General features: G+C 62.9%; 24 protein-coding genes. 15 read left to right on the top strand and 9 right to left on the bottom strand.

Going from position 1 to position 23,317, the window contains the following annotated elements; translation table 11 throughout:
* The first annotated feature begins 36 nt into the window (after positions 1 to 36).
* Entirely contained in the window at positions 37 to 996 is a 960-nt protein-coding gene (locus tag RYH70_RS04490; RefSeq protein ID WP_022993720.1) for an alpha/beta hydrolase, read from the top strand.
* An 89-nt stretch (positions 997 to 1,085) separates the two neighbouring features.
* On the opposite strand, the gene RYH70_RS04485 is transcribed toward RYH70_RS04490, so the two are convergent.
* Positions 1,086 to 2,099, bottom strand: coding sequence for an AraC family transcriptional regulator (locus tag RYH70_RS04485; RefSeq protein WP_035451432.1), 1,014 nt, complete (start codon positions 2,097 to 2,099; stop codon positions 1,086 to 1,088).
* Between the two features lie 101 nt (positions 2,100 to 2,200).
* Here RYH70_RS04485 and RYH70_RS04480 point away from each other — a divergent pair, with 101 nt between their 5' ends.
* Genes RYH70_RS04480 through RYH70_RS04470 form a run of 3 tightly spaced genes read left to right on the top strand, consistent with a single transcriptional unit; the run spans position 2,201 to position 5,365 of the window.
* On the top strand, positions 2,201 to 3,652 hold the full coding sequence (locus tag RYH70_RS04480; protein WP_097057422.1) for a flavin-containing monooxygenase: 1,452 nt from the start codon (positions 2,201 to 2,203) through the stop codon (positions 3,650 to 3,652).
* Positions 3,636 to 4,595 carry an alpha/beta hydrolase gene (locus tag RYH70_RS04475; protein WP_022993723.1) on the top strand — a complete coding sequence of 320 codons (960 nt, stop codon included), beginning with the start codon at positions 3,636 to 3,638 and terminating at the stop codon, positions 4,593 to 4,595. The genes RYH70_RS04480 and RYH70_RS04475 overlap by 17 nt, the downstream gene beginning before the upstream one ends.
* Entirely contained in the window at positions 4,592 to 5,365 is a 774-nt protein-coding gene (locus RYH70_RS04470; protein ID WP_317009832.1) for an SDR family oxidoreductase, read from the top strand. Before RYH70_RS04475 ends, RYH70_RS04470 begins: the two co-directional genes overlap by 4 nt.
* A gap of 65 nt (positions 5,366 to 5,430) precedes the next feature.
* Here the strand turns inward: RYH70_RS04470 and RYH70_RS04465 are convergent, their stop codons facing one another.
* Complete coding sequence (locus tag RYH70_RS04465) at positions 5,431 to 5,850, bottom strand: 3D domain-containing protein (protein WP_031228060.1); 420 nt, start codon at positions 5,848 to 5,850, stop codon at positions 5,431 to 5,433.
* Between the two features lie 326 nt (positions 5,851 to 6,176).
* Here RYH70_RS04465 and RYH70_RS04460 point away from each other — a divergent pair, with 326 nt between their 5' ends.
* Positions 6,177 to 7,040 carry an SDR family NAD(P)-dependent oxidoreductase gene (locus RYH70_RS04460; RefSeq protein ID WP_022993728.1) on the top strand — a complete coding sequence of 288 codons (864 nt, stop codon included), beginning with the start codon at positions 6,177 to 6,179 and terminating at the stop codon, positions 7,038 to 7,040.
* Here the strand turns inward: RYH70_RS04460 and RYH70_RS04455 are convergent.
* On the bottom strand, positions 7,016 to 7,627 hold the full coding sequence (locus RYH70_RS04455) for an acyl carrier protein phosphodiesterase (protein ID WP_116027670.1): 612 nt from the start codon (positions 7,625 to 7,627) through the stop codon (positions 7,016 to 7,018). The two genes, RYH70_RS04460 and RYH70_RS04455, sit on opposite strands and share 25 nt — an antisense overlap.
* A 200-nt stretch (positions 7,628 to 7,827) precedes the next feature.
* On the opposite strand from RYH70_RS04455, the gene RYH70_RS04450 reads away from it, so the two are divergent.
* Positions 7,828 to 8,769: a DegV family protein gene (locus RYH70_RS04450; protein ID WP_063140303.1), complete on the top strand. Its 942-nt coding sequence runs from the start codon at positions 7,828 to 7,830 to the stop codon at positions 8,767 to 8,769.
* 7 nt (positions 8,770 to 8,776) lie between these two features.
* Here RYH70_RS04450 and RYH70_RS04445 read toward each other — a convergent pair whose 3' ends face one another.
* On the bottom strand, positions 8,777 to 9,379 hold the full coding sequence (locus tag RYH70_RS04445; RefSeq protein WP_317009831.1) for a GNAT family N-acetyltransferase: 603 nt from the start codon (positions 9,377 to 9,379) through the stop codon (positions 8,777 to 8,779).
* A complete protein-coding gene (locus RYH70_RS04440; RefSeq protein WP_317009830.1) occupies positions 9,376 to 10,419 on the bottom strand; it encodes a DUF2855 family protein in 1,044 nt (347 codons plus the stop codon). Before RYH70_RS04440 ends, RYH70_RS04445 begins: the two co-directional genes overlap by 4 nt.
* A gap of 454 nt (positions 10,420 to 10,873) precedes the next feature.
* On the opposite strand from RYH70_RS04440, the gene RYH70_RS04435 reads away from it, so the two are divergent.
* Entirely contained in the window at positions 10,874 to 11,503 is a 630-nt protein-coding gene (locus tag RYH70_RS04435; RefSeq protein WP_081744320.1) for a TetR/AcrR family transcriptional regulator, read from the top strand.
* Between the two features lie 13 nt (positions 11,504 to 11,516).
* On the opposite strand, the gene RYH70_RS04430 is transcribed toward RYH70_RS04435, so the two are convergent.
* Positions 11,517 to 11,957 carry a hypothetical protein gene (locus RYH70_RS04430; RefSeq protein WP_317009829.1) on the bottom strand — a complete coding sequence of 147 codons (441 nt, stop codon included), beginning with the start codon at positions 11,955 to 11,957 and terminating at the stop codon, positions 11,517 to 11,519.
* Positions 11,958 to 12,056: 99 nt separating this feature from the next.
* Positions 12,057 to 12,395 carry a histidine triad nucleotide-binding protein gene (locus RYH70_RS04425; RefSeq protein ID WP_014993269.1) on the bottom strand — a complete coding sequence of 113 codons (339 nt, stop codon included), beginning with the start codon at positions 12,393 to 12,395 and terminating at the stop codon, positions 12,057 to 12,059.
* A gap of 339 nt (positions 12,396 to 12,734) precedes the next feature.
* Between RYH70_RS04425 and RYH70_RS04420 the strand changes: the two genes are divergently transcribed.
* Complete coding sequence (locus RYH70_RS04420) at positions 12,735 to 13,610, top strand: 6-carboxytetrahydropterin synthase (RefSeq protein ID WP_026949814.1); 876 nt, start codon at positions 12,735 to 12,737, stop codon at positions 13,608 to 13,610.
* A gap of 193 nt (positions 13,611 to 13,803) precedes the next feature.
* Here the strand turns inward: RYH70_RS04420 and RYH70_RS04415 are convergent, their stop codons facing one another.
* Entirely contained in the window at positions 13,804 to 14,754 is a 951-nt protein-coding gene (locus RYH70_RS04415) for a LysR family transcriptional regulator (RefSeq protein WP_022993737.1), read from the bottom strand.
* 254 nt (positions 14,755 to 15,008) lie between these two features.
* Between RYH70_RS04415 and RYH70_RS04410 the strand changes: the two genes are divergently transcribed.
* Both RYH70_RS04410 and RYH70_RS04405 read left to right on the top strand, forming a co-directional pair.
* On the top strand, positions 15,009 to 15,281 hold the full coding sequence (locus RYH70_RS04410) for an Arc family DNA-binding protein (protein WP_022993738.1): 273 nt from the start codon (positions 15,009 to 15,011) through the stop codon (positions 15,279 to 15,281).
* A 129-nt stretch (positions 15,282 to 15,410) separates the two neighbouring features.
* Positions 15,411 to 16,631: a GGDEF domain-containing protein gene (locus RYH70_RS04405; RefSeq protein ID WP_022993739.1), complete on the top strand. Its 1,221-nt coding sequence runs from the start codon at positions 15,411 to 15,413 to the stop codon at positions 16,629 to 16,631.
* A gap of 206 nt (positions 16,632 to 16,837) precedes the next feature.
* Here the strand turns inward: RYH70_RS04405 and RYH70_RS04400 are convergent, their stop codons facing one another.
* Positions 16,838 to 18,388 (bottom strand): HD-GYP domain-containing protein, encoded by a 1,551-nt coding sequence (locus RYH70_RS04400; protein WP_317009828.1) that lies wholly within the window; start codon positions 18,386 to 18,388, stop codon positions 16,838 to 16,840.
* Positions 18,389 to 18,571: 183 nt separating this feature from the next.
* Here RYH70_RS04400 and thrS point away from each other — a divergent pair, with 183 nt between their 5' ends.
* The 5 genes from thrS (at position 18,572) to RYH70_RS04375 (ending at position 23,265) form a co-directional block, all read left to right on the top strand.
* Entirely contained in the window at positions 18,572 to 20,488 is a 1,917-nt protein-coding gene (gene thrS / locus RYH70_RS04395) for a threonine--tRNA ligase (protein ID WP_317009827.1), read from the top strand.
* A gap of 96 nt (positions 20,489 to 20,584) precedes the next feature.
* A complete protein-coding gene (hisI, locus tag RYH70_RS04390; RefSeq protein ID WP_022993742.1) occupies positions 20,585 to 21,010 on the top strand; it encodes a phosphoribosyl-AMP cyclohydrolase in 426 nt (141 codons plus the stop codon).
* A 3-nt stretch (positions 21,011 to 21,013) separates the two neighbouring features.
* On the top strand, positions 21,014 to 22,396 hold the full coding sequence (gene cysS / locus RYH70_RS04385) for a cysteine--tRNA ligase (RefSeq protein ID WP_097057431.1): 1,383 nt from the start codon (positions 21,014 to 21,016) through the stop codon (positions 22,394 to 22,396).
* A 238-nt stretch (positions 22,397 to 22,634) separates the two neighbouring features.
* Positions 22,635 to 22,949, top strand: coding sequence for a membrane protein insertion efficiency factor YidD (gene yidD, locus RYH70_RS04380; RefSeq protein ID WP_097057432.1), 315 nt, complete (start codon positions 22,635 to 22,637; stop codon positions 22,947 to 22,949).
* Entirely contained in the window at positions 22,936 to 23,265 is a 330-nt protein-coding gene (locus RYH70_RS04375; RefSeq protein WP_317009826.1) for a hypothetical protein, read from the top strand. Before yidD ends, RYH70_RS04375 begins: the two co-directional genes overlap by 14 nt.
* Positions 23,266 to 23,317: the final 52 nt, after the last annotated feature.

Below are 23,317 nucleotides of genomic sequence, written 5' to 3'. Positions count from 1 at the left end.
GCACGTTGTTTCACCGCAGTCCGCCAGGAGGCCGGGATGGGATTACGACGTGAACTGCTGGGTGGCCAGGCCACGCCCTTTCAGGCGGCGTTGGCCATGGCTCTGCGGGGGCTGTTGCGCTTCGGAGTACGCCCCGCTTTTCGCCCTGGCATGCGCCTGGGAGTGCAGCGTTTCTGGCTGAACACCGCCAGCCGCGCCAGTCTGGTCGCCGGTGGCGTACCACGCCACCGGGCCCGCTTCGGCTCGGTGCCGGCGGAGATATTGGGCCGCCCCCAGGGGCCGGTCTTGTTGTATCTGCACGGCGGCGGCTACGTCTCCGGCTCGCCCGCCACGCGCCGGTCGCTGACGTCCCATTTGGCGCGCCGTCTCAACGCCACCGTGGTGGTGCCGGCTTATCGACTGGCGCCGGAGCACCCCTGCCCGGCGGCGCTGGACGACGCCCTGATGGTGTATCAACGCTTGCTGGACAAAGGCCATGACGCCAGCCACATCGCGGTGGGGGGCGATGCCGCTGGTGGCGGGCTGACGTTGGCGCTGCTGCAACGGATCCGGGATTCGGCGCTGCCGGCGCCGGCGGCGGGCGTGCTGTTGTCACCGTGGCTGGATCTGACGGTGAATCAGGAGCAGCGCTCCGACATTGGTGAAACCCTGCTGAACGTGCCGTGGCTGGCCCAGGCGGCACGGCTCTACGCCGGCGACGACCTCGCCCGGCCGCAGGCGTCACCGCTGTATGGCGATCTCAATGGTCTGCCGCCACTGCTGATTCAGAGCGGCGGTGATGAATTGCTGCGCGTGGACAGCGAACGGCTGGCGGATCGGCTGCGTGCCACCGACACGCCAAGCCGCTATCAGTTGTTTCCACGCCGCTGGCACGTCTTCCAGACCCACGCCGGCCTCCTCGCCGACGCCGACCTGGCCGTGGCGGAGATCGGGGATTTTCTGCACCAGAAATGGGAAAAAGCAGTGAATAATGAACAGTTAACCGTGAACAGTTGAAAAAAGACACGACCAGATATTGCTAATTAGCAAAGAACACTTGCGTATCCGCAACCTCCCCATTTTCCTTCACTATTCACTATTCCCTGTTAACTATTCATTGCTTTTTCCCGTCGATAACGCGCCGGCGTCTGTCCGGTCCAGCGTTTGAAGGCGTGAATGAAGTTGGAGACTTCGGAGAAGCCGAGGCGCGCGCTGATTTCCTCCTGCCTCAGCCCGCCACCCAAAAGCCATTGTTCCGCCAGCAGCCGACGCACCTCGTCCAGCAATTCCCGATATCGGGTGTCTTCGGCCAGCAGCCGCCGGCGCAGGGTGCGGCTGGTGACGCCAATCTCGTCGGCCAGTTGCTCCATGGTCGGGAAATGGCCGGGCCTGGCCAGCAGTAGCTCACGAACCCGTGCCGCCATGCCCACCCGCCGCCGGCGCTGCGCCAGCAATTGCTGGCACTGTTGCTCGCACAAGCGGGCGGTGACCGGGTTGGCCTGCGGCAAGGGCTGCTCCAGCAAGCCGGCGGCGAAGCCGATCCGGTTCACTGGCTGGTCGAATTCCGGCGCCAGCCCGAACACCGCCTCGAAAGGGGCCGTGGCACGGGCCGGCAGACGCAATTGCAGACGCGATAGCGGCATCCGGCTGGCAAACAACTCCTGCTGGATCATCATGATGGCGCTGGCATCGCGGGCCAGCAGATAATCGCGCACCCCTTCCGGCAGGTCACCGTCATCAATAACAAGCGCGGCCTGTCCGCTCTGTTCTTCCAGCGTCACCCGATTAAAGGCGAACGTCAGATCCAGGTAACGCTGCCCCAGCGCCACCGCTTCGCGGAAAGTGCCACTGCTGAGCAGAGCGAATCCCCAAACACCATAACTGCTCAGGTGATAACGCTGGCCCATGGCCAGCCCCAACTCGGCGCTGTCACCCAGTTCGGCGCACAGATTGGCAACCACCGCCAGCTCCTGCTCCGCTTCGATCTGCACGTCATTGCGCGTCAACCATCGCGGCTCGATGCCCGACCCGGGCAGCAGACTCGCCACGGGCACACCGTGCTCCGCGGCGAACTCCACCTGCATGCGTACGCTGGTCAAACTCCGGCTGGATGCGCTCATGGCTGTCCGTTTTCCACAACTTTTTGTCCTAGCATGCCATAAACAGCCTGCCCCCGCCCCGCTACAGTGGATCGATATCAATAAACAAAGTGGATACCACCATGGATGCGACCCACCAGGTCATCATTATCGGCGCCGGTTTCGGCGGCCTGGGCATGGCGATTCAACTCAAGACCCAGGGCCAGCACGATCTGTTGCTGATCGAGAAAGGCGATGATGTGGGCGGCTGCTGGCGTGACAATACCTATCCCGGCGCCGCCTGCGACGTGCCCTCGCATTTGTATTCGTTCTCCTTCGAGCGCCATTACCCCTGGAGCCGCCGTTTCGCGCCCCAGGCGGAGATCCTGGACTACCTGCGCCATTGCACGGACAAATACGGTATCCGGGAGCATATTCGCTTCGGCACCGAAGTCACCGAGGCCCGTTACCTGGACGCCCACGGTCTCTGGCAGCTAACGCTGAGCGATGGGGGGACCGTTACCACACGAGCTCTGATCACCGCCACCGGACAGCTCAATCAACCGGCCTACCCGCCGCTGTCCGGCATCGAGGACTTCCAGGGTCCGCATTTTCACAGCGCCCGCTGGGACCACGACGTGGATCTGACCGGCAAAACCGTGGCGGTGGTCGGCACCGGTGCCAGCGCCATCCAGTTCGTGCCGGAAGTGGCCCGCAAGGCGGGCAGATTGCTGCTGTTCCAACGCTCGGCGGCCTATGTGCTGGGCAAGCCGGATCGCCGTTACCGCCGCTGGGAACACCGCCTGCTGAAAACACTGCCGATAACCCAGACACTGGATCGTCTGCGTATCTACGCCGCCAATGAGTCCCGGGTACTGGGTTTTACTTCGTTGCAAAAAGCCATGACGGTGTATCAGAGGCTGTTCCGGCGGCACCTGGAAAAACACATCGCCGACCCGTCGTTGCGGGCAAAGCTGATCCCGGATTACCCGATGGGCTGCAAACGTATCCTGATGTCGAACCACTACTATCCGGCACTGGCCCGGGACAACGTGGAAGTGATCAACCACGGCATTCAGTCGGTGGATCACAGCGGCCTCACCGACAGCACCGGCGCCCATCATCGGGCCGACGCGATCATTTACGGCACCGGCTTCAGAGCCACCGATTTCCTCACCCCCATGACCATCATCGGGCGCCATGGCCTGACGCTCAATCAGGTCTGGCGGGACGGGGCCGAAGCGTATCTGGGCATCACCGTGCACGGTTTCCCGAACCTGTTCATGCTCTACGGCCCCAACACCAATCTCGGCCACAACTCCATCATCTACATGCTGGAAAGCCAGATTCACTATATCCAGCAGGCGCTGGCGCACTTGCCTGCCACTGGCGCGCTGGAAGTGCGCTCACGCACACAGAACGATTTCAACCGGCGCTTGCAGAAACGCATCCGCGACACGGTTTGGGATAAGGGCTGCGACAGCTGGTACAAAACCGAAAGCGGCAAGAACACCAACAACTGGCCGGGCTTCACCTTCGATTACCGGCGCCAGACCCGGGTACTGGACCTGAGCGACTATGACTACCCTCACTGATGCACTGCGGCGACGGCGCCGCCCCGACCAGCGTCTGTTGGCCGCCACTTTACGCCGTGCCTTGCAGTTGCTGTTCAAACCCGTGGCGCACCCTCGCGTCGGTATTGCCGCGCAGCGACGCTGGCAGGAAGCCCTGGCGCGCACCAACCCGGGGGCCAGTGGTATGCCCCATCACAACATGGAAGCGGGCGGAGTCCGCTGCCGCGTCTATCAGCCGGAGGGCGCCGACACCACCGTGCTGTACCTGCACGGCGGCGCCTATATCACGGGGTCGCCATCCACTCATCACGGTCTGACCTCTCATCTGGCCAGACACAGCCAGGCCCGGGTCGTGGTGCCGGATTATCGGCTGGCACCGGAGCATCCGTGTCCGGCCGCTATCGAGGATGCGATGGCGGTATACCAGACCTTGCTTGACCAAGGCACCGATCCGGCCCGGCTGGCACTGGCCGGGGATTCCGCCGGCGGCGGGCTGGCGGTGGCGACGCTGCTGGCCTTGAAACAGGCACACCTGCCGCTGCCGGCGTCGCTGTTCCTGATTTCTCCGTGGGTGGATCTGACCCTGACCCGGCTGTTCGATACCGACCGGGACGTAATGTTGAGTCAGGCCTGGCTGGCGGACGCCGCTCGCGCCTATGGCGGCGATCATCCCGAGCGGCCGCAATGCTCACCGATCAATGGCGATCTGGCCGGACTGCCTCCGGTTCTGATTCAGGCCGGCGCTGACGAAATCCTGCTCAACGACAGCCACCGGCTGGCGCGAGCGGTCCGTGATGCCGGCGGCCAGGTCCGCGTTCAGGTGCACCCGCAACGCTGGCATGACTTTCAATTGCACGCCGGGTTGCTGGCCGACGCCGATCTGGCCCTGCGCGGCGGCGCCGGTTTTCTTCGGCACCATTTCCGGCAACCCGACCACCCGGCAGCGGAGCAGACACGGCCATGATCCCGTCCACCACGAAAAGTATCCTGATCACCGGCGCCGCCAGCGGCATCGGCCTGGCCACCGCGCGCCACTTCCATCAACGCGGCTGGCGGGTAGGCCTGCTGGACGTCAACGAGGCCGCCCTGGCCGGGCTGGCGCGGGACCTGGATGGCGCCTGGTTTCATCCTCTCGACGTCACCGACGCGGAGGCGTGCGCACGGGCGGTTTCCGCTTTCGCCGGCGACGGTGTGCTGGACGTGCTGTTCAATTGCGCCGGGATCCTGCGCATGGGGCGTTTCGAAGCCATCAGCGCGGAGCAGCACAAACGCATCATCGATATCAATGTCACCGGCCTGGTCAACATGAGTCTGGCGGCCCTGCCGGCCCTGCGGCAGGCGGACGCTCCGGTGGTCATCAACATGAGTTCCGCGTCGGCGCTTTATGGCGTGCCACATCTGGCCAGCTATTCGGCCAGCAAGTTCGCCGTGCGCGGCCTCACCGAAGCGCTCAACATCGAGTGGAAACGGCTGGGGATCCGGGTGGTGGATGTGATGCCTCCGTTCGTGAAGACCCCCATGGTGGAGGATGCCGACTATCAGGCGCCAGTGGTGAACCGTCTGGGCGTGAAGCTGAAGGCGGAGGACATCGCCGCCAAGGTCTGGGACGCGGCGGCGCGGGAGGTGCCGGTGCACAACCCGGTGGGGAGTGTATTCAAGATGATCAAGCTGCTCGACAAACTGCTGCCCAGTGCCTCGACACGCCTAACCATGACCTTTCTGAGTCGCGAGTAGCGGTTGGCTGGAGTGAAGGAAAGGGCCGTTTGGAGGCCGAGCCTGAGGGGGACGCGGACTCAAGTCTAGCGGTTCGCCGTCCGCACGTCCTGGGAAAGGGGCTCGAAACGGATCTTGACCTTGCGTTTCCCCCAGCGAAGCGCCGCGCCGCGATCCTCACCCATATAGATATCGATCTTGTTACGCCAGCGGCGGTGCATTTTGTCGCGCACGTACCAGATACCGTCCAGCCCTTCGATGGAGACCGGAGTACCGTAATCCAGACCGGCATCCAGTAGATCACGGGACACGGCGATGACCTTCATGCCCGGTTCCAGTTGATCGCCCCAGGCAGCCAGGCTGTGATCCTCTCCCGCGCCCTGCCCCGGCAACGAATTGTAGGCTGTGGCGGTAACGGTGCGGCGCTCGGAGAAGGTGGCCTCACCGTGTACCGGTATGCTGGCGGCGGCCAGCAGCAACGCCAGCACCCTTATGACGGCTCTCATCGGCGCCCTCGGACTCAAGTCGGATGATTTGGCGGCCGATTATACCTTAACAAGGCGGCGAAGCGGGCCATGCAACAATCTGCGTTCTACCCGCAACGCCCGATCCGGCGGCGCGACAGCCATAATCCGGCCGGCGCGTGCTACTTATCATGGCGACGGTTACCAAACTCCAACGAACCGCAAATGTCCCCGGCGGTCCCAATTTGTAAGGCTCGAAACCTGTTCGGGGGCGACGGACACAGCACCTTCGAACATTGCAGCGGCGAGCATGACGTCTTTGAGCGTAACGTCCTCGAGCACAGCGTCTTCGGGCACAGGGAGGAGCAATGAAGAAAACCGTACTCATTACCGGGGGGAATTCCGGGCTGGGATTGCACAGCGCCGAACAAATGGCCGCGCGCGGCGCCGAGGTGCTGATCGGCTGCCGGGACCGGACCCGCGGCCAGGCCGCCGTCGCGCACATCAAGAATCACCACCCGCAGGCGCGCGTGCGGCTGTTCGCGCTGGATCTGAGTGATCTTGCTCAAGTCCGCAGCGCCGCCCGGAGGCTGCGGGACGAAATCGGCGAGTTGGATGTACTGATCAACAATGCCGGAACGGTCCCCACCCGGCAGCAGTTCACCGCCGACGGCTATGAAATGCAGTTCGGCGTCAATTACCTCGCCCCGGTGTTGTTCACCCATTTGCTGCTGCCCCTGCTGCGGCAGGCCCCATCCGCCCGTATCCTGCATGTGGCCTCCGTGGCGCACTGGCTCGGGCGCATCAATTCCCGCACCTGGCGGGGCCGCTTCCCGTATCTGGTGATGGACGCCTACGGCCAGTCGAAGCTGGGCAACATCCTGTTCAGCAATGTGCTGGCCCAACGGTTGGCGCGTGAGGGCATCACCAGCAATGCCCTGCATCCCGGCGGGGTCGACACCGGCATCTTCCGCCATGTGCCCGGCCCGCTGCGGACGCTGATCCGACCCACTCTGATCACACCGGAAAAGGCGGCCCTGCTACCGGTTTCCATGGCTCTGGACGAGGACTTCGTCGGCGTTACCGGCGGCTATTTTGACGCCCGCGGGCGTGCTCGCCGCTCCCCCAGCGCACGCAACGGCGCGCTGGCGGCACGGCTCTACGAAGAGACCACGGCGTTATTGGAACTGACGCCACTGACAGCGGCTCAACCGGCGCGCGTGCCCGGCTGAACCGGGCGCTCCAGGGCGGCGTCCGCCACATGGGCACGCAATTCGGGATAGAAACTCAGAAAGGTGTCTTCCAGCGCCCCATAGTGGGCGCGAATATCCTCGATGCTGCCGGCAAAGGCATTGGCGAAGCGTAGTCGCCCGGCGATACGGTCCAACGCCACGCCTACCGTGTCCAGATCGGCGTAATGCCCGAACCAGTCGTGGCTCACCAGGCGCCGGGTGGTCTCGCGCATGGGCCCGGGCATCAACGGCTGACCGTATTGCAGATGGCGATAATCGGCACGGATCACTTGCGCCAGATCCTCATCATGGAAGCGGGACCAGTGGCGAATGAGAAAATGGTCGAACAGGACATCCAGCGCCACACCCGCAAAGCGCCGCCGCCGCGGCGAGAAAAGCCGGCGCGAAGCGCGCACCCGCGGATGATGATCGGTAAAGCGATCCACCAGGCGGTGATTACGCAAGCCTGCCCGAACCGGCTCCGACAGCGCCTCCTCACGAATCCCGCGCATGAAGTCCCCCATCAGATTGCCGACCTTGGAGGTCACCGTGGGCTGCGCCAGTACTAAATGAGCAAAATAGTTCATTGTTTTATCGCGACGCCGGAGCGTCATCCACTTTTGTCTTATTGTAAAAATCATTGATTAATACAATAAGATGACAAATATATAGGTAAAAAAGATTACAATATGGACCAGCGCGAACCATAAAAACCGTCGCTTTTGCGATTTCATGCCCGCCTGCCGCTGAATTCGGCGCTGCTTGGGCATTATTGGCGAGGATACCCATGAAAACTGGCCTGGTGGTGGATTCCGGTTGCGACTTGCCCTCTGACTTTATCAAAGAAAACGGCATTCTGGTGCTGCCGGCGTCGATCCGGCTCGGTGACGAGATCATCGCCGATGACCGTTCTCCCCAGCGCACCCGATCCTTTTATGACCGTCAACTACTGGACAAAGTCCATGATGCGCAGTCCCTGCCCGCCACCGTGGCGCAGATCAAGCAGCTTTTTCTCGAACAGGTGGTGCCCCATTGCGACTACGCCCTGGTGGAAACCGTACTGCAAAGCCGCAGCCCGATTTTCCACAACGCCACCGAAGCGGCCCACGGCATCCTGTCCGAGTACCGGGCGGTGCGTGACCGGGCCGGCCTGCAGGGCCCGTTCGCGGTGCGGGTGATCGACAGCCAGACGCTGTTCGCCGGTCAGGGCGCGCTGGCGGCGGAAACCGTGCGGCTGATGGCCACCGGCATGCGCGGCGCCGAATTGCGCGCCCGGGTCAGCGCCCTGGCCGGCAAAGCCACCGGCTACGCGGTGGTGCCCGATCTCTACTATCTGCGGCAGAGAGCCCGCAAGAAAGGCGACAACAGCGTGGGACTGGTGGGCGCGTTACTGGGCTCGGCCCTGGATATCAAACCGATTCTTTGCGCGCGCGGCGGCGAGACTTTCCCGGTGGCCAAGATTCGCGGCTTCGCCCAGGGCGTGGCGCGTTTGTTCGAACATGGCACGCGCTGTATCGAAAAGGGACTGCTGTCGCCGGTACTGTGCGTGAGCTACGCCGGTGATCCCCAGGCGGTGTATCAAATGCCGGGCTTCGAGGCGCTGAAAAGCTGCGCCGACCGCCATCAGGTCAGGCTGCTGGTCAGCAGTATGGGGCTCACCGGCAGCGTCAATATAGGCCCCGGCGCCCTCAGTATCGGTCTGCTGACTGAACAGCAGGATTTCCGCTAGCTCTCCACTAACCGGGGCCAGGTACGTCCAGCAGAAAGTCCAGATTCCGCCGCACCGCCGGCCATTCCAGATTGATGATGGAGAACACCACGGTATCGCGGTATAGGCCATCCTCACCCACCTGATGATTGCGCAGCACGCCATCCTGCTTGGCACCGAGGCGCGCGATCGCCGTCCTGGAGGCGCGGTTGTGCCAATGGGTGCGAAACTCCACCGCGATGGCGTCCAGCGCTTCGAAAGCATGGCCCAGCAGCAGCCGCTTGCATTCCGTGTTCAGGCCACTGCGCTGGAAGCGGCGGGCATACCAGGTATACCCCACCTCCAGCCGATGGTTGTCCTCATCCACATGGCAAAAACGGGTGGAACCGATCACCTTGCCGCTGTCGCGATGGCGCACCGCGAACGGCATTTCACCATGCTGATCACGACGCGCGAGGGCAGCGCTCACGTACTCCGCCACCGCGTCCGGCGCTGGCACGAAGGTGTACCAGAGCCGCCACAGCTCACCGTCCCGGGTCGCCTCGGTCAGATCGTCCACGTGCGCGTCCCGCAACGGCTCCAGCACCACTTGCCTGCCTTCCAGCGTGACCGGCTCTATCCATCGACTCATGGTCGCCTATCCTTTTTTCTGGGCATGGCCCCCGAGGATAGCCAATCCGCTACCGCAAAAGCACCACGTGTCCTTCCCGGGGCAATCCGCCGTGATCGTTCAATGCACGGATCACCGGCCCCGCCGCCTCGAACCCCCCGATGCTCGCACAAGCTCATCCAGCCCGATACCGGGTCACTGACCGCCTGCAGAAAACGCCGCTGCGCCGCGCCAAAGCGCTCGCTCAGCACCGCCGGGCCCCAGTCCTGATTGCGCTTGCGAATCTGCACCGGCGCGAAGAAAAAGCGGGGCTCCGGTGTCAGTGTGGCGTCGGCCTTGAGGAATTCCGTGTTGGTGGCGGAACCGGCGTAGCAGTCGTACACCAGGGCCGGACCGAAATGGTCGTGGACGGCGTGCCGCAACGCCTCATCGCCGGAGAAGTCCACGTACAGAGTCGGTTGACCGGCATCCAGCGACGCCAGTTGATCGTAGTCCACCACCTGCTGGTAGAGTCCCAGGCCCTCGACGTAGTCCCGATTCGATGGCGACGTCAGCGCGATGCGTACCGGGTCGCCCATTTCCCGCAACGCGAAGGCGGCGCCATAAGCGGTCTTGCTCGAGGCGCTGGAGACCACCAGCTGCCGCGCGCCGAAGAATTCATTGTCGGAGAGGAAGTCCGCCAGCATATAGGAAGTGAAGAACAGCGGCCGCAATAGCATTTGGTAATCTTCCAGTGCCTTCACATAGACGCCGTCGGTGCTGCACCGGGTGTACTGGTTATAGGGCGAGGGCAATCCCTGGCGGTAGTCGGTGGCGTCATAGAAGCCGCGCTCACTGATCCGCTCCGGCCGTACCTTCAGCGCCGTGGCGATGGGGAAGTAACCATAGAAACGCTCCCCGGGGTCCACGCCCGGCACCCGCGAGTCGGTCACGGTGGCGAATCCCCACACCGGCATGTGGCCCCATCCTTCCTGCCCGGTGGGGAAGAAGGACCAGTAGTTCATGGCGTCACCGAAGGCGGCGTAGGTAATGTTGTTGGTGGTCAGGGCGAACCGGTCCACGGTGAGGATCACCTCGCCGTCACCGGCTTCCGGCAGTGTCTGGCTGTTAGAGCCTGTTCATAGTCTTTACGCCGCCGCGTTGCTGCTGGAAAAGCCGCCAGAGGGCGTTGGGGACTGCAGGCTCTGGTGGTTCCAAAGTCAAAGGCCACAGCGTCCTCTGGCGGCTTTTCCAGCGCAACCCGAAGGGCCGGGCCCCTTTTTCCGTCAGGCCGCGATTACGCTTGTTTATGTAGAATGACTACACGGCACAATCGGAATCACAACCTGACGAAAAAATGAACTCCGGCGCGGCGGCGTAAAGACTATGAACAGGCTCTTATCCAGCCGGGTATGGCCCAGGTCGGTCTTGTCGGTCAGCAGTTGCAAATTCGGGGTGCGCATGGTCGCTCCGTTGGTGATGATTAACGTGGCATCATGCTAACAATGCCCCTTCGCCAACGGGTTCGGATTCCCCATGACCAGGAAAACACCATCGAAGCCCCTGCCCCAACCGCATAAGCGGCCCTCCCAGGCGCGCGCGGTGTTCACCGTGCAGGCCCTTTACGACGGCTTTGTTCGGATTTGGCGCCGCGACGGACCGGCCGCCGCCACCACCCGCGCCATTGCCGAAGAGAGCGGCTACGCCGTGGGCACGCTGTACGACTATTTCCCCAACCGCACCGCGCTGTTATCCGGTTACGTGCGCCATTGCATGGATGTGCTTTGCCAGCGGCTGAGCGAGGAAGACACCGCAATGGACCGGCATTGCTGGGAGGAGCGTCTGCGGCGAGCGGTGTCACTGACGCTGGACGAGGACGGGCAAGCCCCCTACTTCGATCGGGAGATGTTGATGATGGAGGGGAAAATCGCCACCGCCGCCCACCACCAGCGTGCCTTCCGGCAGCTGGTGGACGCCTGGGGCGCGCTGGTGGCGGGCTGGCCGGACCGGCCCGGGCCAGCGGTGACCGCCGACACTCTGGAAACCCTGGTCCTGGCCCTTTGGGGGGCGCGGCGCTATACGCTGTTGCTGGACACCGACACGCCCCCGATCCCGCAACAGGTGGATCGGCTGGCCGTCATGGCCCGGGCTCTGCTGACCTCCTGAGCGGACACTGGGGTCAGGACTTGTCCTCCCCCGCGGCCTGGCGTTTGGCGTAGTCCTCCATGCGCTTCATCTGGTCCCTGGCGCGTTCCAGGGAGGCGGAGGCGCCGTCACAGGCGGTTACCGTGCCCAGACAGTCCACGCATTGCACCAGGTCATTGGCGGCCATGCTCAAATACACCTTGAAAGCCAGGGTTTGCAACGCGGCGGCCTCGCCGCGCAGGTTACGGGCCTGCTCCGGCAAGTCAGGGAAATCCGCCTTGCAGGCTTTTTGCGCCTCGGCGGTTTTGCTGTCAGGGTATTTTTCGTGCAACTCGCGGCCGGTCTGTTCCAGGGCGGCGATGCGCGTCATCAGACTGTCGATGACTTTGCGCTCGGCGTCGTCGGGCAATTGCGCGAAAGCAGGCACACAGACGGCCACCGCCAGCAGGCCGATGATCCAGGCTTTACCATTCATCTTATTATCTCCTTTTGTTTTTAGGTGACGTTCGGGACCGTCACCTTTTATTAAGGTCCGGCGAAGCCGGTACCGGGGCTGCCCCCTGGAATTACGGGCTCAGCCCGGCGGCCAGTTGAACGGACGTCCCCCCATGACATGAACGTGCAGATGGAACACCGCCTGACTGGCACTGGCGCCATTATTCACGTTGACGCGGAAGTCCTCCAGCCCCTCCCGGGCGGCGACCTGGTTGCCGACCAGCAACAGGTGCCCAAGCAATGCCTGATCTTCCTCGGTGGCGTCGGAGAGCTTGGGGATGGGTTTCTTGGGAATCACCAGGAAATGCACCGGGGCCTGAGGGTTGATATCCCGGAACGCCAGGCATTGCTCATCCTCATAGATGATGTCCGCCGGGATCTCCCGGTCGATGATCTTGGAAAACAGGGTCTCGCTCATCTTTCAACGGTATCCAATGGCTTTACTGGGTTTTTGCGTCGCCGGCGCCGGGTATCCGCGCACGGGTGTTTTACCGGCGGGCAGAGCCAACCATAGAACAACAGGGCGGCACACGCCAGACAGCCGGTCACCGCTGGCCACCGCTTGCGTTTACCACCACCACCGGGCAGGATGCGCGCCACATCGCCGGGACGTGGTGCCGTTCACATCCCGTCCAATTCATCGCCACCGATCGCCTTCGGTGGGGTGAGCCGCACCGCCCGGGCCGCGTATACTATGGCCCTGGCATCGCCGGCGGCGATGATATCCGTGAACTCTGCTTTTGCTGATCGGAACGATATGGCCACTCTGTTCGTAGACAACCTGACCGTACTGGATTTCTCCTACCTGCACCCCAAGCGGGGCATGATCGGGGAATCCTGGATCGTGGACCTGGAACTGTCCGGTGATCTGGACGGCCAAGGCATGGTGTTTGATTTCGGCCAGGTCAAACGGCGGCTCAAACGCCTGATCGATGATCAGGTCGACCATCGTCTGCTGTTCCCCGGTGCCCATGAGGCACTGAGTCTGAATCAGCGCGAAGATCAGCAACTGAGTCTCACCTGGCAGTATGCTGCCGGGGAAATCCGGCTGGTGGCGCCCTCCGAAAGCCTGCTGGAAATCGCCGGCACCGAGGTGTCCAAGGCCTCCGTTACCCTGTTCCTGATGGAGCTGCTGGAGCCATCCCTGCCGGACAACGTCAATGAAGCGCGCATCCTGCTCCGTGAGGAGGACACCGGTACCGCGCCGTTCTACCATTACTCCCATGGCCTGAAGAAACACGACGGCAACTGTCAGCGCATCGCCCACGGCCACCGTTCCACCATTCAGATCTTCGAGAACGGCCGCCGCAGCCGTTACTGGGAGAAGCTGTGGGCGGACCGCTGGGAAGACATCTACATTGGCACCCGGGAAGATCTGGAAGGCACCTACTTCGTCGAGGAAGTGCCCCACCACCGGTTCCGCTACGACGCGCCCCAGGGCCACTTCGAACTGGTGATCCCGGAAGACCATTGCTATCTGATCGACACCGACACCACGGTGGAATACCTGGCCGACCACATCGCCCGGCAACTGGCCGAGGAAGCCCCCGGCAAGCACTTCCGCGTCCGCGCCTTCGAGGGCGTCGGCAAGGGGGCGATAGCTGAAGGGCAGTTAACAGTTAAGGGTGAATAGTTAATAGCGAAAAACAGAGGGTTGCGATAGTGCAAAGGTGATTTGTGTGTATGCAAGCCTGGCGCTCTGATCTGTGTCTTTAAAGACAAAGAGGCCGCATCCTGGTTGAGGGCGTGGCCTCTTTGCTTTCTGAGCCTGCCGGCGTCTTCCGCGTCGCTATTAACTATTCACCCTTAACTATTAACGGCCTTTTTCACGGGTCCTCCGCCAGTATCCGCTCGGCCTCCTCCTGGATCAGCTTGCGCAGCCAGCGGTGGGCGGCGTTGTGGTGCAGCAGGGGGGACCAGGCCATTTTCAGTTCGAACTCGGGAATGTCGAACGGTGGCGATTTGATCACCAGGCGGGGATTTTGCGCCTGCATGCGCGCCACCCGCGACGGCAGAGTCGCCACCAGGTCGTTGTTCATGGCCAGCAGGGCGGGCATTTGATAGTGGCGGGTGAAGATACTGATCTTGCGGGTCCGCCCCATTTGCTGCAAAGCGTGGTCGATCCAGCCCAGCCCACCCAGTTTTTCCGGGTTCATACCAAAGCCCACGCCAAAACCGGTCTTGGACACCCAGATATGCTGGGCGGACAGGTAGCTGTCCAGATCGAAATGCTTGGCGATCGGGTTATCGCGGTTGAGCAGACAGGAGAAGGCGTCCTTCCACAGGGTGACCTGGTAGAAGGACCCCGGGATTTCGTTGAACCGGTTCACCGCCATGTCCACCCGTCCTTGTTCCATATCCGGATAACTGACATCCGACGGCGTCAGGAAGTCCAGAACCACATGGGGCGCCTCTTCACGCAGACGGCGCACGATGTGCGGCACCAGCGTGCCCTCGGCGTAATCGCTGGTCATGATACGAAAAACCCGGCGGCTTTCCTCGGGACGAAACACTTCCTCCGGATTGAACAGAGATTCCGCCTGTGCCATCAACTGACGAACCAGGGGCTGCAGCTCCAGAGCCCGGTCGGTGGCGGTCATGCCCTCGCTGGTGCGGATCAGCAGCGGATCATTGAACATCTGCCGCAGCCGTTTGAGGCTGTTGCTCATGGCCGGCTGGGTAATGCCCAGTTGTTCCGCCGCCCGGGTCACGTTTTTTTCCCGCAGCAACACATCCAGGTATTTCAATAAATTCAGGTCGGCGCCGGCGACATTCATGGCGGTGTGCTCTCTCTTCTGACAAGGCGATCATAACAGAGGCCGCGACACTACCCCGCATGCTCTTTCGCACCCGGGATTGACCCGGATCAAGGCCGATTAATAGCACCGTGCCATCATCGCGTCATGTTTAAAAAATCGTCAGGAACGATTTTTGACGTCGCTTCAGCGACGGCCCGCAGGGTGGCCGCCATGGACGGTGGCCACAAAAAGTGCGTAAGGTAACCGTTTTCTCGGGGCATATGACAGACACTATGAAGCAGGACGAGACCACGCGGGCCGAGAAGTTCGTGGTTCGTTTCCCTCCCGGCATGCGTGATCGCATTGCCCAGGCCGCCACTCACAGTCACCGAAGCATGAATGCGGAGATCGTGGCCCGGTTGCAGCGCAGCATGGTTGAATGGCCCGGAGATCTGCCACGATCCGAAGGCTGCGTTCCCCAGGGGATGGAGGAAGGATTACTACTGGATTGCTTTCGCCGCCTGCCTGCGGAAAAGCGCCAGGCCCTTTTGGCTTTGCTCATTTAGCTGGCCTTGCTGATACAGTTCGCTTTACTGATATATAGTTGCGGGATATCCGCCGCGTCAGGCGCTATGCTGGGAGCCTGAATGAATCTTCGGGGACAACGGCCCCCGAACTGGCAGTAAGGACCCAAGGTGACCCACGACCCGCAACGGACGAGCACGCTCCCGTCCGGCAGCGACATACGGCTGCCCTGGCATTTGCGTCTTCCGGCGCCGCTGGAACGCGAATTCGTTGACTATTTCCGCAGTAACGTGGCCCGCATTACCCCCTGGGCCACCATCACGCTGGTCTCCATTCTGACTCTGGCGGTGATTCTGGAACTGACGGTGGAACCGGATCTGGTCGCCCTCACTTGGCGGCCGCGTTTGTTCTGCATCATGCTGGCGGTGGCCACCGCGGTGGTGGCCCACCGCCCGGATTTGCGCCGCTGGCTGCATCCGATGATTATCCTGCTCGCGTTCGCGGTGGCGATCACCGGGATGTGGATGGGCCTGTCCATCGATCATCCGCAAGCGTTCTTGCTGTTCCTGCAAACCCCTCTGGCGATCCTGGTGCTCGGCGTACTGCTGCGCGTGCCGTTCCTGGCTTCCGCCCTGAGCACTTCGGCGATACTGGCGCTCCAGGCCCTTTGCACCCTGGCCCCCAATACTCTGCCACTGTCCCAGGCGTTGACGCTGCTGCTGTTCTCCCTGGCAACCGGCACCATGAGCTTGTTTGGCCAATATATTTATGAACGCCTGCTGCGCAGCCACTTTCTGTCCGAGCACGTGCTGTATCAGCACCGGGCGGAGCTGCATTCGGCCAACCGGGTGCTCGAGAGCCAGGCCACCGGGGACGGCCTGACCGGTTGCCTGAACCGGCGCGGCATGGAGTCCCGCCTCAATGACGCTTTGCATGGCCGTAGCCGGCACGCCATCGATAACGTCACCGTGCTGCTGTTCGATATCGATTTCTTCAAGCAATACAACGATACCTACGGCCACCTGGCCGGCGACGAATGCCTCAAGTCCGTGGCCGGCATTCCCCGTGGCATGGCCCAGGGCGAAGCCGATTTCGTCGCCCGTTACGGCGGCGAGGAATTCCTGGTGGCGCTGGCCAACACCAGCCTCAAGGACGCCCTGGTGTTCGCCGAACGGATGCGCACCCGGATCGAGCAACTGGGCCTGCCCCACGCCGGCTCCAGGGTCAGCCAGGTGGTCACCATCAGCGTCGGCGTGGCCAGCTCCTTGCCCGGAGAAAAGGACGTTCTCGCCCTGATCAAACGGGCCGACGAGGCGCTCTACCAGGCCAAGGGCGCCGGCCGCAATTGCGTGGCGTTCATGGATGAGCTGCAGCGGGTGCAGGCGCTGTGAGGGGCAGGGAATAGTTAATAGTGAATAGTTAACAGCGAAAAAAGCACATTACAGTACTGCAAAGGCTGTTTGCGTACCCGCAACTTCGGCTTATGTTAAAGGACAATCAGGCCCTGCCCAAGCGATGGCGCGGCCTCCTCGTTTCCCGATTCCCCGGCCTATTTCGCGCAACTGTTAACTATTCACTATTAACTATTCCCTGCTTTTCAGCGGTATTTGCTCACTTCCTCCACATCCCGCTGTTCCGGGTCCAGGGCCTCCAGGGCGTATTGGCGCCAGACGCCGGCGTCGAGGAACAGGCGGTACAGGTCCGGGTCCAGGTGGTGGTCGTCGCGCATCTGGCGCATGATCGCCAGCGCTTCCGACAGCTTCAGCGGCGGTTTATAGGGCCGCTCCCGGGAAGTCAGCGCCTCGAAGATATCGGCGATGGCCATGATCCGCGCCGGGATCGACATTTGTTCGCGGGTCAGGCCACGGGGGAAGCCGGTGCCGTCCATGCGTTCGTGGTGACCGCCGGCGTACTCCGGTACCCGCCGCAATTTGCGCGGAAACGGCAGCGACTCCAGCATCGCCAGGGTCACGTCCATATGCCCGTTAATGACCGCCCGCTCGTCCTCGGTCAGCGTGCCTTTGGGGATACACAGATTGCTTACCTCGTCTTCACTCAACAGCGGCTGTAACTGCCCCTGCGCATTGGTCCAGGTGCGCCGGGCCATGGCCCGGACCCGTTCCTGATCCTCCCGGGCCATGGTCTCCCCGCCCAGGTTGACTCGCTGCAACAGCGCCAGATCCGCTTCCAGCTCCGCCAACGCTCGCTCTCTTTCCGCCGCCAGCGCCGTGGCCCGCTCCGGTTCCGTCCGTTCACGCTCGGCGAAGTCCGCCACCAATTCCGCCCGCAGCACCGCGAAACGGGCGGCGATCATGTCGATGCGGTCGTGCAGGGCATGCAGCTTGGTGGATTTCTCCAGCACCGAGTCCGGTGTCGCCAGCTTACCGCAGTCGTGCAGCCAGGCCGCCACTCTCAGTTCGTACCAGCCGTCCTCGTCCAGATCGAAGTCGGCGAAGGTGCCATGATCCTGGCAGGCGGCCCGGGCCAATAATTCGGTCAGCAGGGGCACCCGCTGGCAATGGGCGCTGGTGTGCGGGCTCTTGGCGTCGATGGCCTGGGCGATGACCTTGACGAAGGCGTCCAGCAGGTCCTTCATCTCCGCCACCACCAGCAGATTATTCAAAGCGATGCCGGCGTAGCCGGCCAAGGCCTCCGCCACCACCCGCTGGCGCCGGGAGAACGCCAGCCGGTGGCCCTGGTCGTCACGGGCATTGATCAGCTGCACCACACCGACCACCTCACCATCATGGTTGGGCAGCGGCACCAGCAGTTGCGCGGACACCTCCGTCACCAGATCCGGTACCCACAGCGCCCGGTCCTCTTCCGCCAGCCCCTGTCCCGACGCCAGCAACAGGGTTTCGCCTTCTTTCGCCACCCGCGCCACCGGGCACCCGGATCGCGCCAGAGGCACTTCGACCCCGTCCGTCACGCCGGTGCCACCTTCTCCCTGCCGAATCATGCAGACCAGGCGTTCATCACCGCCACCACCCCGGTACAGCCAGAGCGCACCGGCCTCCGCGCGGCACAGGGCGCGCGCCTCGGCGACGATGGTTTGCGCCAGTGTGGCCACGTCTCTTTGCTCATTGATACGCCGTGCCACCCGCAGCAGCGGCATCAACTGATCTCCGATCCTGTGCAGTTGGGGCATGCCGTTTCCTCGTCGTTATGGGTCAAGCAAACCACGTCATAAGGCCGCTGTCATGGCTTGGCGCTTGAAGCCACCGCGGCGATTGCCTACCATCCGTCGGTTCCGGGACGCAAACCCGTGCCCCCGCACCGGGCCTGCTTTCCACATCTGCCTGCTTCATTTGCTTTGGATTCCGTGTCACCCATGAGTGTGAGCTATCGACTGCCCGACGGGGCAACCCTGGAGTTTGATCAACCGGCCTCCGCCCTGGAGATCGCCGGGCGGATCAGCAAGAAACTCGCCAAACAGGCGCTGGCGGTGAAGGCCAACGGCCATCTCACCGACGTCTATCTGCCCCTCACCGACGGCACGGAAGTGGAAATCATCACCCGCGACCATGAGGACGCTCTGGAGCTGATCCGTCACGATGCCGCCCATGTCATGGCCGAAGCCGTGCAGGAGCTGTTTCCGGAAACCCAGGTCACCATCGGGCCGACCATCGAAAACGGCTTTTACTACGACTTCCACCGGGAGACCGCGTTCACCCCGGAAGACCTGGTCGCCATCGAAAAGCGCATGCAGGAGATCGTGCGGCGCAACGAAGAGATCCGCCGCGAGGTTTGGGACCGGGACGAGGCGATCCGCTTCTTCCTGGATCAGGGCGAGAAATTCAAGGCGGAGATCATCCGCGATCTGCCCGAGGGCGAGGAAGTCTCGCTGTATCGCCAGGGCGAGTTCATCGACCTGTGCCGGGGCCCGCATTTGCCCTCCACCAGCAAGCTCGGCGACGGCTTCAAGCTGATGAAAGTGGCCGGCGCCTACTGGCGCGGCAATGCCGACAACGCCCAGCTGCAGCGGATCTACGGCACCGCCTGGCGCGACAAGAAAGAGCTCAACGCCTACCTCAAACAGTTGGAAGAGGCGGAAAAGCGCGACCACCGCAAACTCGCCCGGGAAATGGACTTGTTCCATATCCAGCAGGAAGCCGTGGGCAGCATGTTCTGGCACCCGCGCGGCTGGCGCCTGCGCAAGAACCTGGAAAACTACATCCGCGCCAAGATGGAGAAGTACGACTACTCCGAGGTGTCCACGCCGCAGATGATGGACCGCGTGCTCTGGGAACAGTCCGGACACTGGGACAAATACAGCGACGACATGTTTACCGTCTGCACCCATGATCACCGGGAAATGGCGATCAAGCCGATGAACTGCCCCGGCCACGTGCAGATCTTCAACCAGGGCATCAAGAGCTATCGGGACCTGCCGATCCGCATGGGCGAATTCACCGCTCTGTTCCGTAACGAGGCCCATGGCGCCCTGCACGGTCTGATGCGGGCCCGCTCCTTCAGCCAGGATGACGCCCACATCTTCTGTACCGAAGGCCAGATCAACGAGGAAACCGCCGCCTTCATCACCATGTTGCGCGAGGTTTACCAGGATTTCGGTTTCGACAGCTTCCGCATCAAGTTCTCCGATCGGCCGGACAACCGCGCCGGTTCCGATGAAACCTGGGACCGCGCCGAGGGCGCGCTGCGCGAGGCGGTGGAGTCGCTGGGACTGGAATGTGAGCTGAACCCCGGCGAAGGCGCCTTCTACGGCCCGAAACTGGAGTTCGTGCTGCGCGACGCCATCGGTCGCGACTGGCAGTGCGGCACCCTGCAGGTGGACTTCGTGCTGCCCGAGCGTCTGGACGCCGAGTACGTGGCCGAGGACGGCAGTCGCCAGCGCCCGGTGATGCTGCACCGGGCGGTGCTGGGGTCGCTGGAACGCTTCCTGGGCATTCTGATCGAGTCCACCGCCGGCCATCTGCCATTATGGATGGCGCCGGTGCCGGTGGTGGTGGCCACCATCACCAACGCGGTGGATGACTACGCCGCCAATGTGGTCGAACAACTCAAGGCACGCGGCATTCCCGCCGAGCTGGATACCCGCAACGAGAAGATCGGCTTCAAGGTGCGCGAGCATTCCCGCGCCAAGGTGCCGGTGATCTGGGTAGTCGGCGAGAAGGAAGCCGAGCAGAATCAGGTGGCGGTGCGCCGTCTGGGTTCCCAGGCCACGGATACCCTGGCTCTGGACGAGGCGGTGGAACAACTGCACCGGGACACCCGGGCGCCGATCTGACGCCAACAGACCACCGCGGCCGCTCGCCGCTCCCGCGCCTTGCTGGTGGGAGCGGCCCATGGGCGGCGATTGCCGATGCGGCGCATAAGGAGAATCATGTTCAAAGCCAACGAGCAACAGCCGGAAGGTTTCAGCGTTGCCCTCTCCGAAGCGCTGGATAATCTGGCCTTCAATGAGCAGGGCCTGGTGCCGGTGATCGCCCAACAGCACGACAGTGGCGAAGTGCTGATGTTCGCCTGGATGAACCGGGAGGCGATCGAGGAAACCGTACGTACCGGCCGGGTCTGCTACTACTCCCGTTCCCGCGGCAAGCTGTGGCGCAAGGGCGAAAGCTCCGGACAGGTACAGTATCTCAAGGAACTGCGGCTGGACTGCGACGGTGACGTTCTGCTGGCCAAAGTGGAACAGACCGGGCCGGCCTGTCATACCGGCCGCCGCGCCTGTTTTTACTGGAAAGTGGAGGGCGATCGGGTGGTGATCGACCGCGCCCCGATCATCGATCCCAACGAGCTATATAACTGAGCCATGCTGAAACTGCACAACACCCTGACCGGCCGCAAGGACGATTTCATCCCGCTGGACCCGGACCGTATCACCCTCTACGTGTGCGGGCCCACGGTGTACAACTACGTCCACATCGGCAACGCCCGTCCGGTGGTGGTGTTCGATGTGCTCTACCGGCTTCTGCGGCGGCTCTATCCCCAGGTGGTCTACGCTCGCAACATCACCGATATCGACGACAAGATCATAAAGGCGGCGGCGGATAACGGCGAGGAAATCAGCGCCCTCACCGCCCGTTTCACCACGGCCTTCGAAGAAGACATGGGGCGGCTCAACGCCCTTCCTCCCACCGTGGTGCCCAAGGCCACTGATCACATCGGTGACATGCTCACCATGATCGAAACGCTGATCGCCAAGGGGCATGCCTACCAGGCCGATGGCCATGTGCTGTTCGCGGTGGAATCCATGCCCGATTACGGCAAGCTTTCCGGGCGTAATCTGGAAGACATGCTCGCCGGCGCACGGGTGGAAGTGGCGGACTATAAACGCCACCCCGGCGACTTCGTGCTGTGGAAGCCGTCCAGTGACGACCAGCCCGGCTGGGAATCGCCCTGGGGACGCGGCCGGCCGGGCTGGCACATCGAATGCTCGGCGATGATTCACAAGCATCTGGGCGACGTCATCGACATCCATGGCGGCGGCCAGGACCTGATCTTCCCCCACCATGAAAACGAGATCGCCCAGGGCTGTTGCGCCCACGGCACAGACTACGTCCGTTACTGGATGCACAACGGCTACATCAACATCGATGGCGAGAAAATGTCCAAATCCCTGGGCAATTTCCGTCTGGTCCGCGAATTGTTGAAGGAATACCCCGGCGAGGTGCTGCGTTTCGCGCTGCTCTCCAGCCACTACCGCTCACCGCTGAACTTCTCCGCCGAAGTGCTGGATCAGGCCGGCAAAAGCCTGGACGGCCTCTATTACGCCCTGCTGGGACGCGGCGAACAGGTCGAGCCCGATGCCGGCTACCGTCTGCCGGAGGACCACCCGGTGCTGCTGGCTCTGCGCGACGATCTCAATACCGCCGAGGCGATCAGCGCCCTGCACGCGGTGGCGGCGAAGCTGAACAAGGCGGAGCTGCCGGAAAAACCGGCGATCAAAGCCGAGTTGCTGGCCGGCGCCGAACTGTTGGGGCTACTTGAATCCGATCCGGTGGCCTGGTTCCAGAACCAGGGCAGCGCCGATGACGGTCTCGCCAACGACGAGATCGACGCCCTGGTGGCGGAGCGCACCGCGGCCAAGAAAGCCCGCGATTTCGCCCGTGCCGACCAGATCCGCGACCAGCTCAAGGACGCCGGCATCCAACTGGAGGATACCCGCGAGGGCACCCGCTGGAGCCGGGACTAGGAGCTTACCCGCAGCACGCCGTCACGCTATTCGCTGCTAAAGTAGGGGACTACGAAGCCGCTGCAGGAGCTTGCCTGCAAGCGAATGGGTGCCTCTCTCAGGCCTTCGGGATATTCGCTTGCAGGCAAGCTCCTGCAGCGGCCTTGTAGTCTGGTTTGGGGAGCGACCCGCAACGGATGACAGACAAATGTCATCTTCCTCGGGTATGCTGGCGGGATTCTGATTGGGAGTCGCCACCGTGAAACGGGTTTTACTGGCCAGCCTGCGTTTCTACCAGGGCTATTTAAGCCCCTGGCTGGGCAATCAGTGCCGTTTCTATCCCACTTGCTCCGAGTACGCGCGCCAGGCGGTGGAGCACCATGGTGCCTTGCGCGGCAGCGCCCTGGCGGCGCGCCGCCTGTGTAAATGCCATCCCTGGCATCCCGGTGGCTTCGATCCGGTGCCGGGCCAGCCGCACCCGCTGCATGGCGACGCGCAGCATGATATCCCCCAGCAAAATGGCCCCAACACTCATGGCCCCAAAACCCACGGAAAGGACCATGCGTCCCCGTAGCTACAGGGCCTTCCCGGTTCGTCTCCTGCTACTCTCCCTGCTGCTGATCGCCGGGCAGTGGCAGATAGCGTGGCACAGCACCGAGCATTTGCCGACCGCCACGTCCCTGGCCGGCGGCACTCCCGACAATGACGGCACCGCCGTCGCCCCCCATTGCCAGCACTGCGCGCCGGTACAGATTGCCGTGCCGCCCGCCACGCTGGTTCAGCACAACCCCGCAGCGGAGCCATTCTGGCGCCCGCTGGCGCAAGACCGTGGCCATACCCAGGCCGGTCTGCGCGCCTACCTTTCCCGCGCCCCACCTCTGTCCGCCTGATCTCCGATTTCGCCGCCGCCTCAAGCGGTTCGGGTTTCGATAGCACTTTTGT

Origin of the sequence: Alloalcanivorax xenomutans, from assembly GCF_032810065.1 — a bacterium.
Lineage (GTDB): Bacteria > Pseudomonadota > Gammaproteobacteria > Pseudomonadales > Alcanivoracaceae > Alloalcanivorax > Alloalcanivorax xenomutans.
The sequence above is the reverse complement of the archived record's forward strand: the minus strand, read 5'-3'. Positions and strand labels throughout refer to the sequence as shown.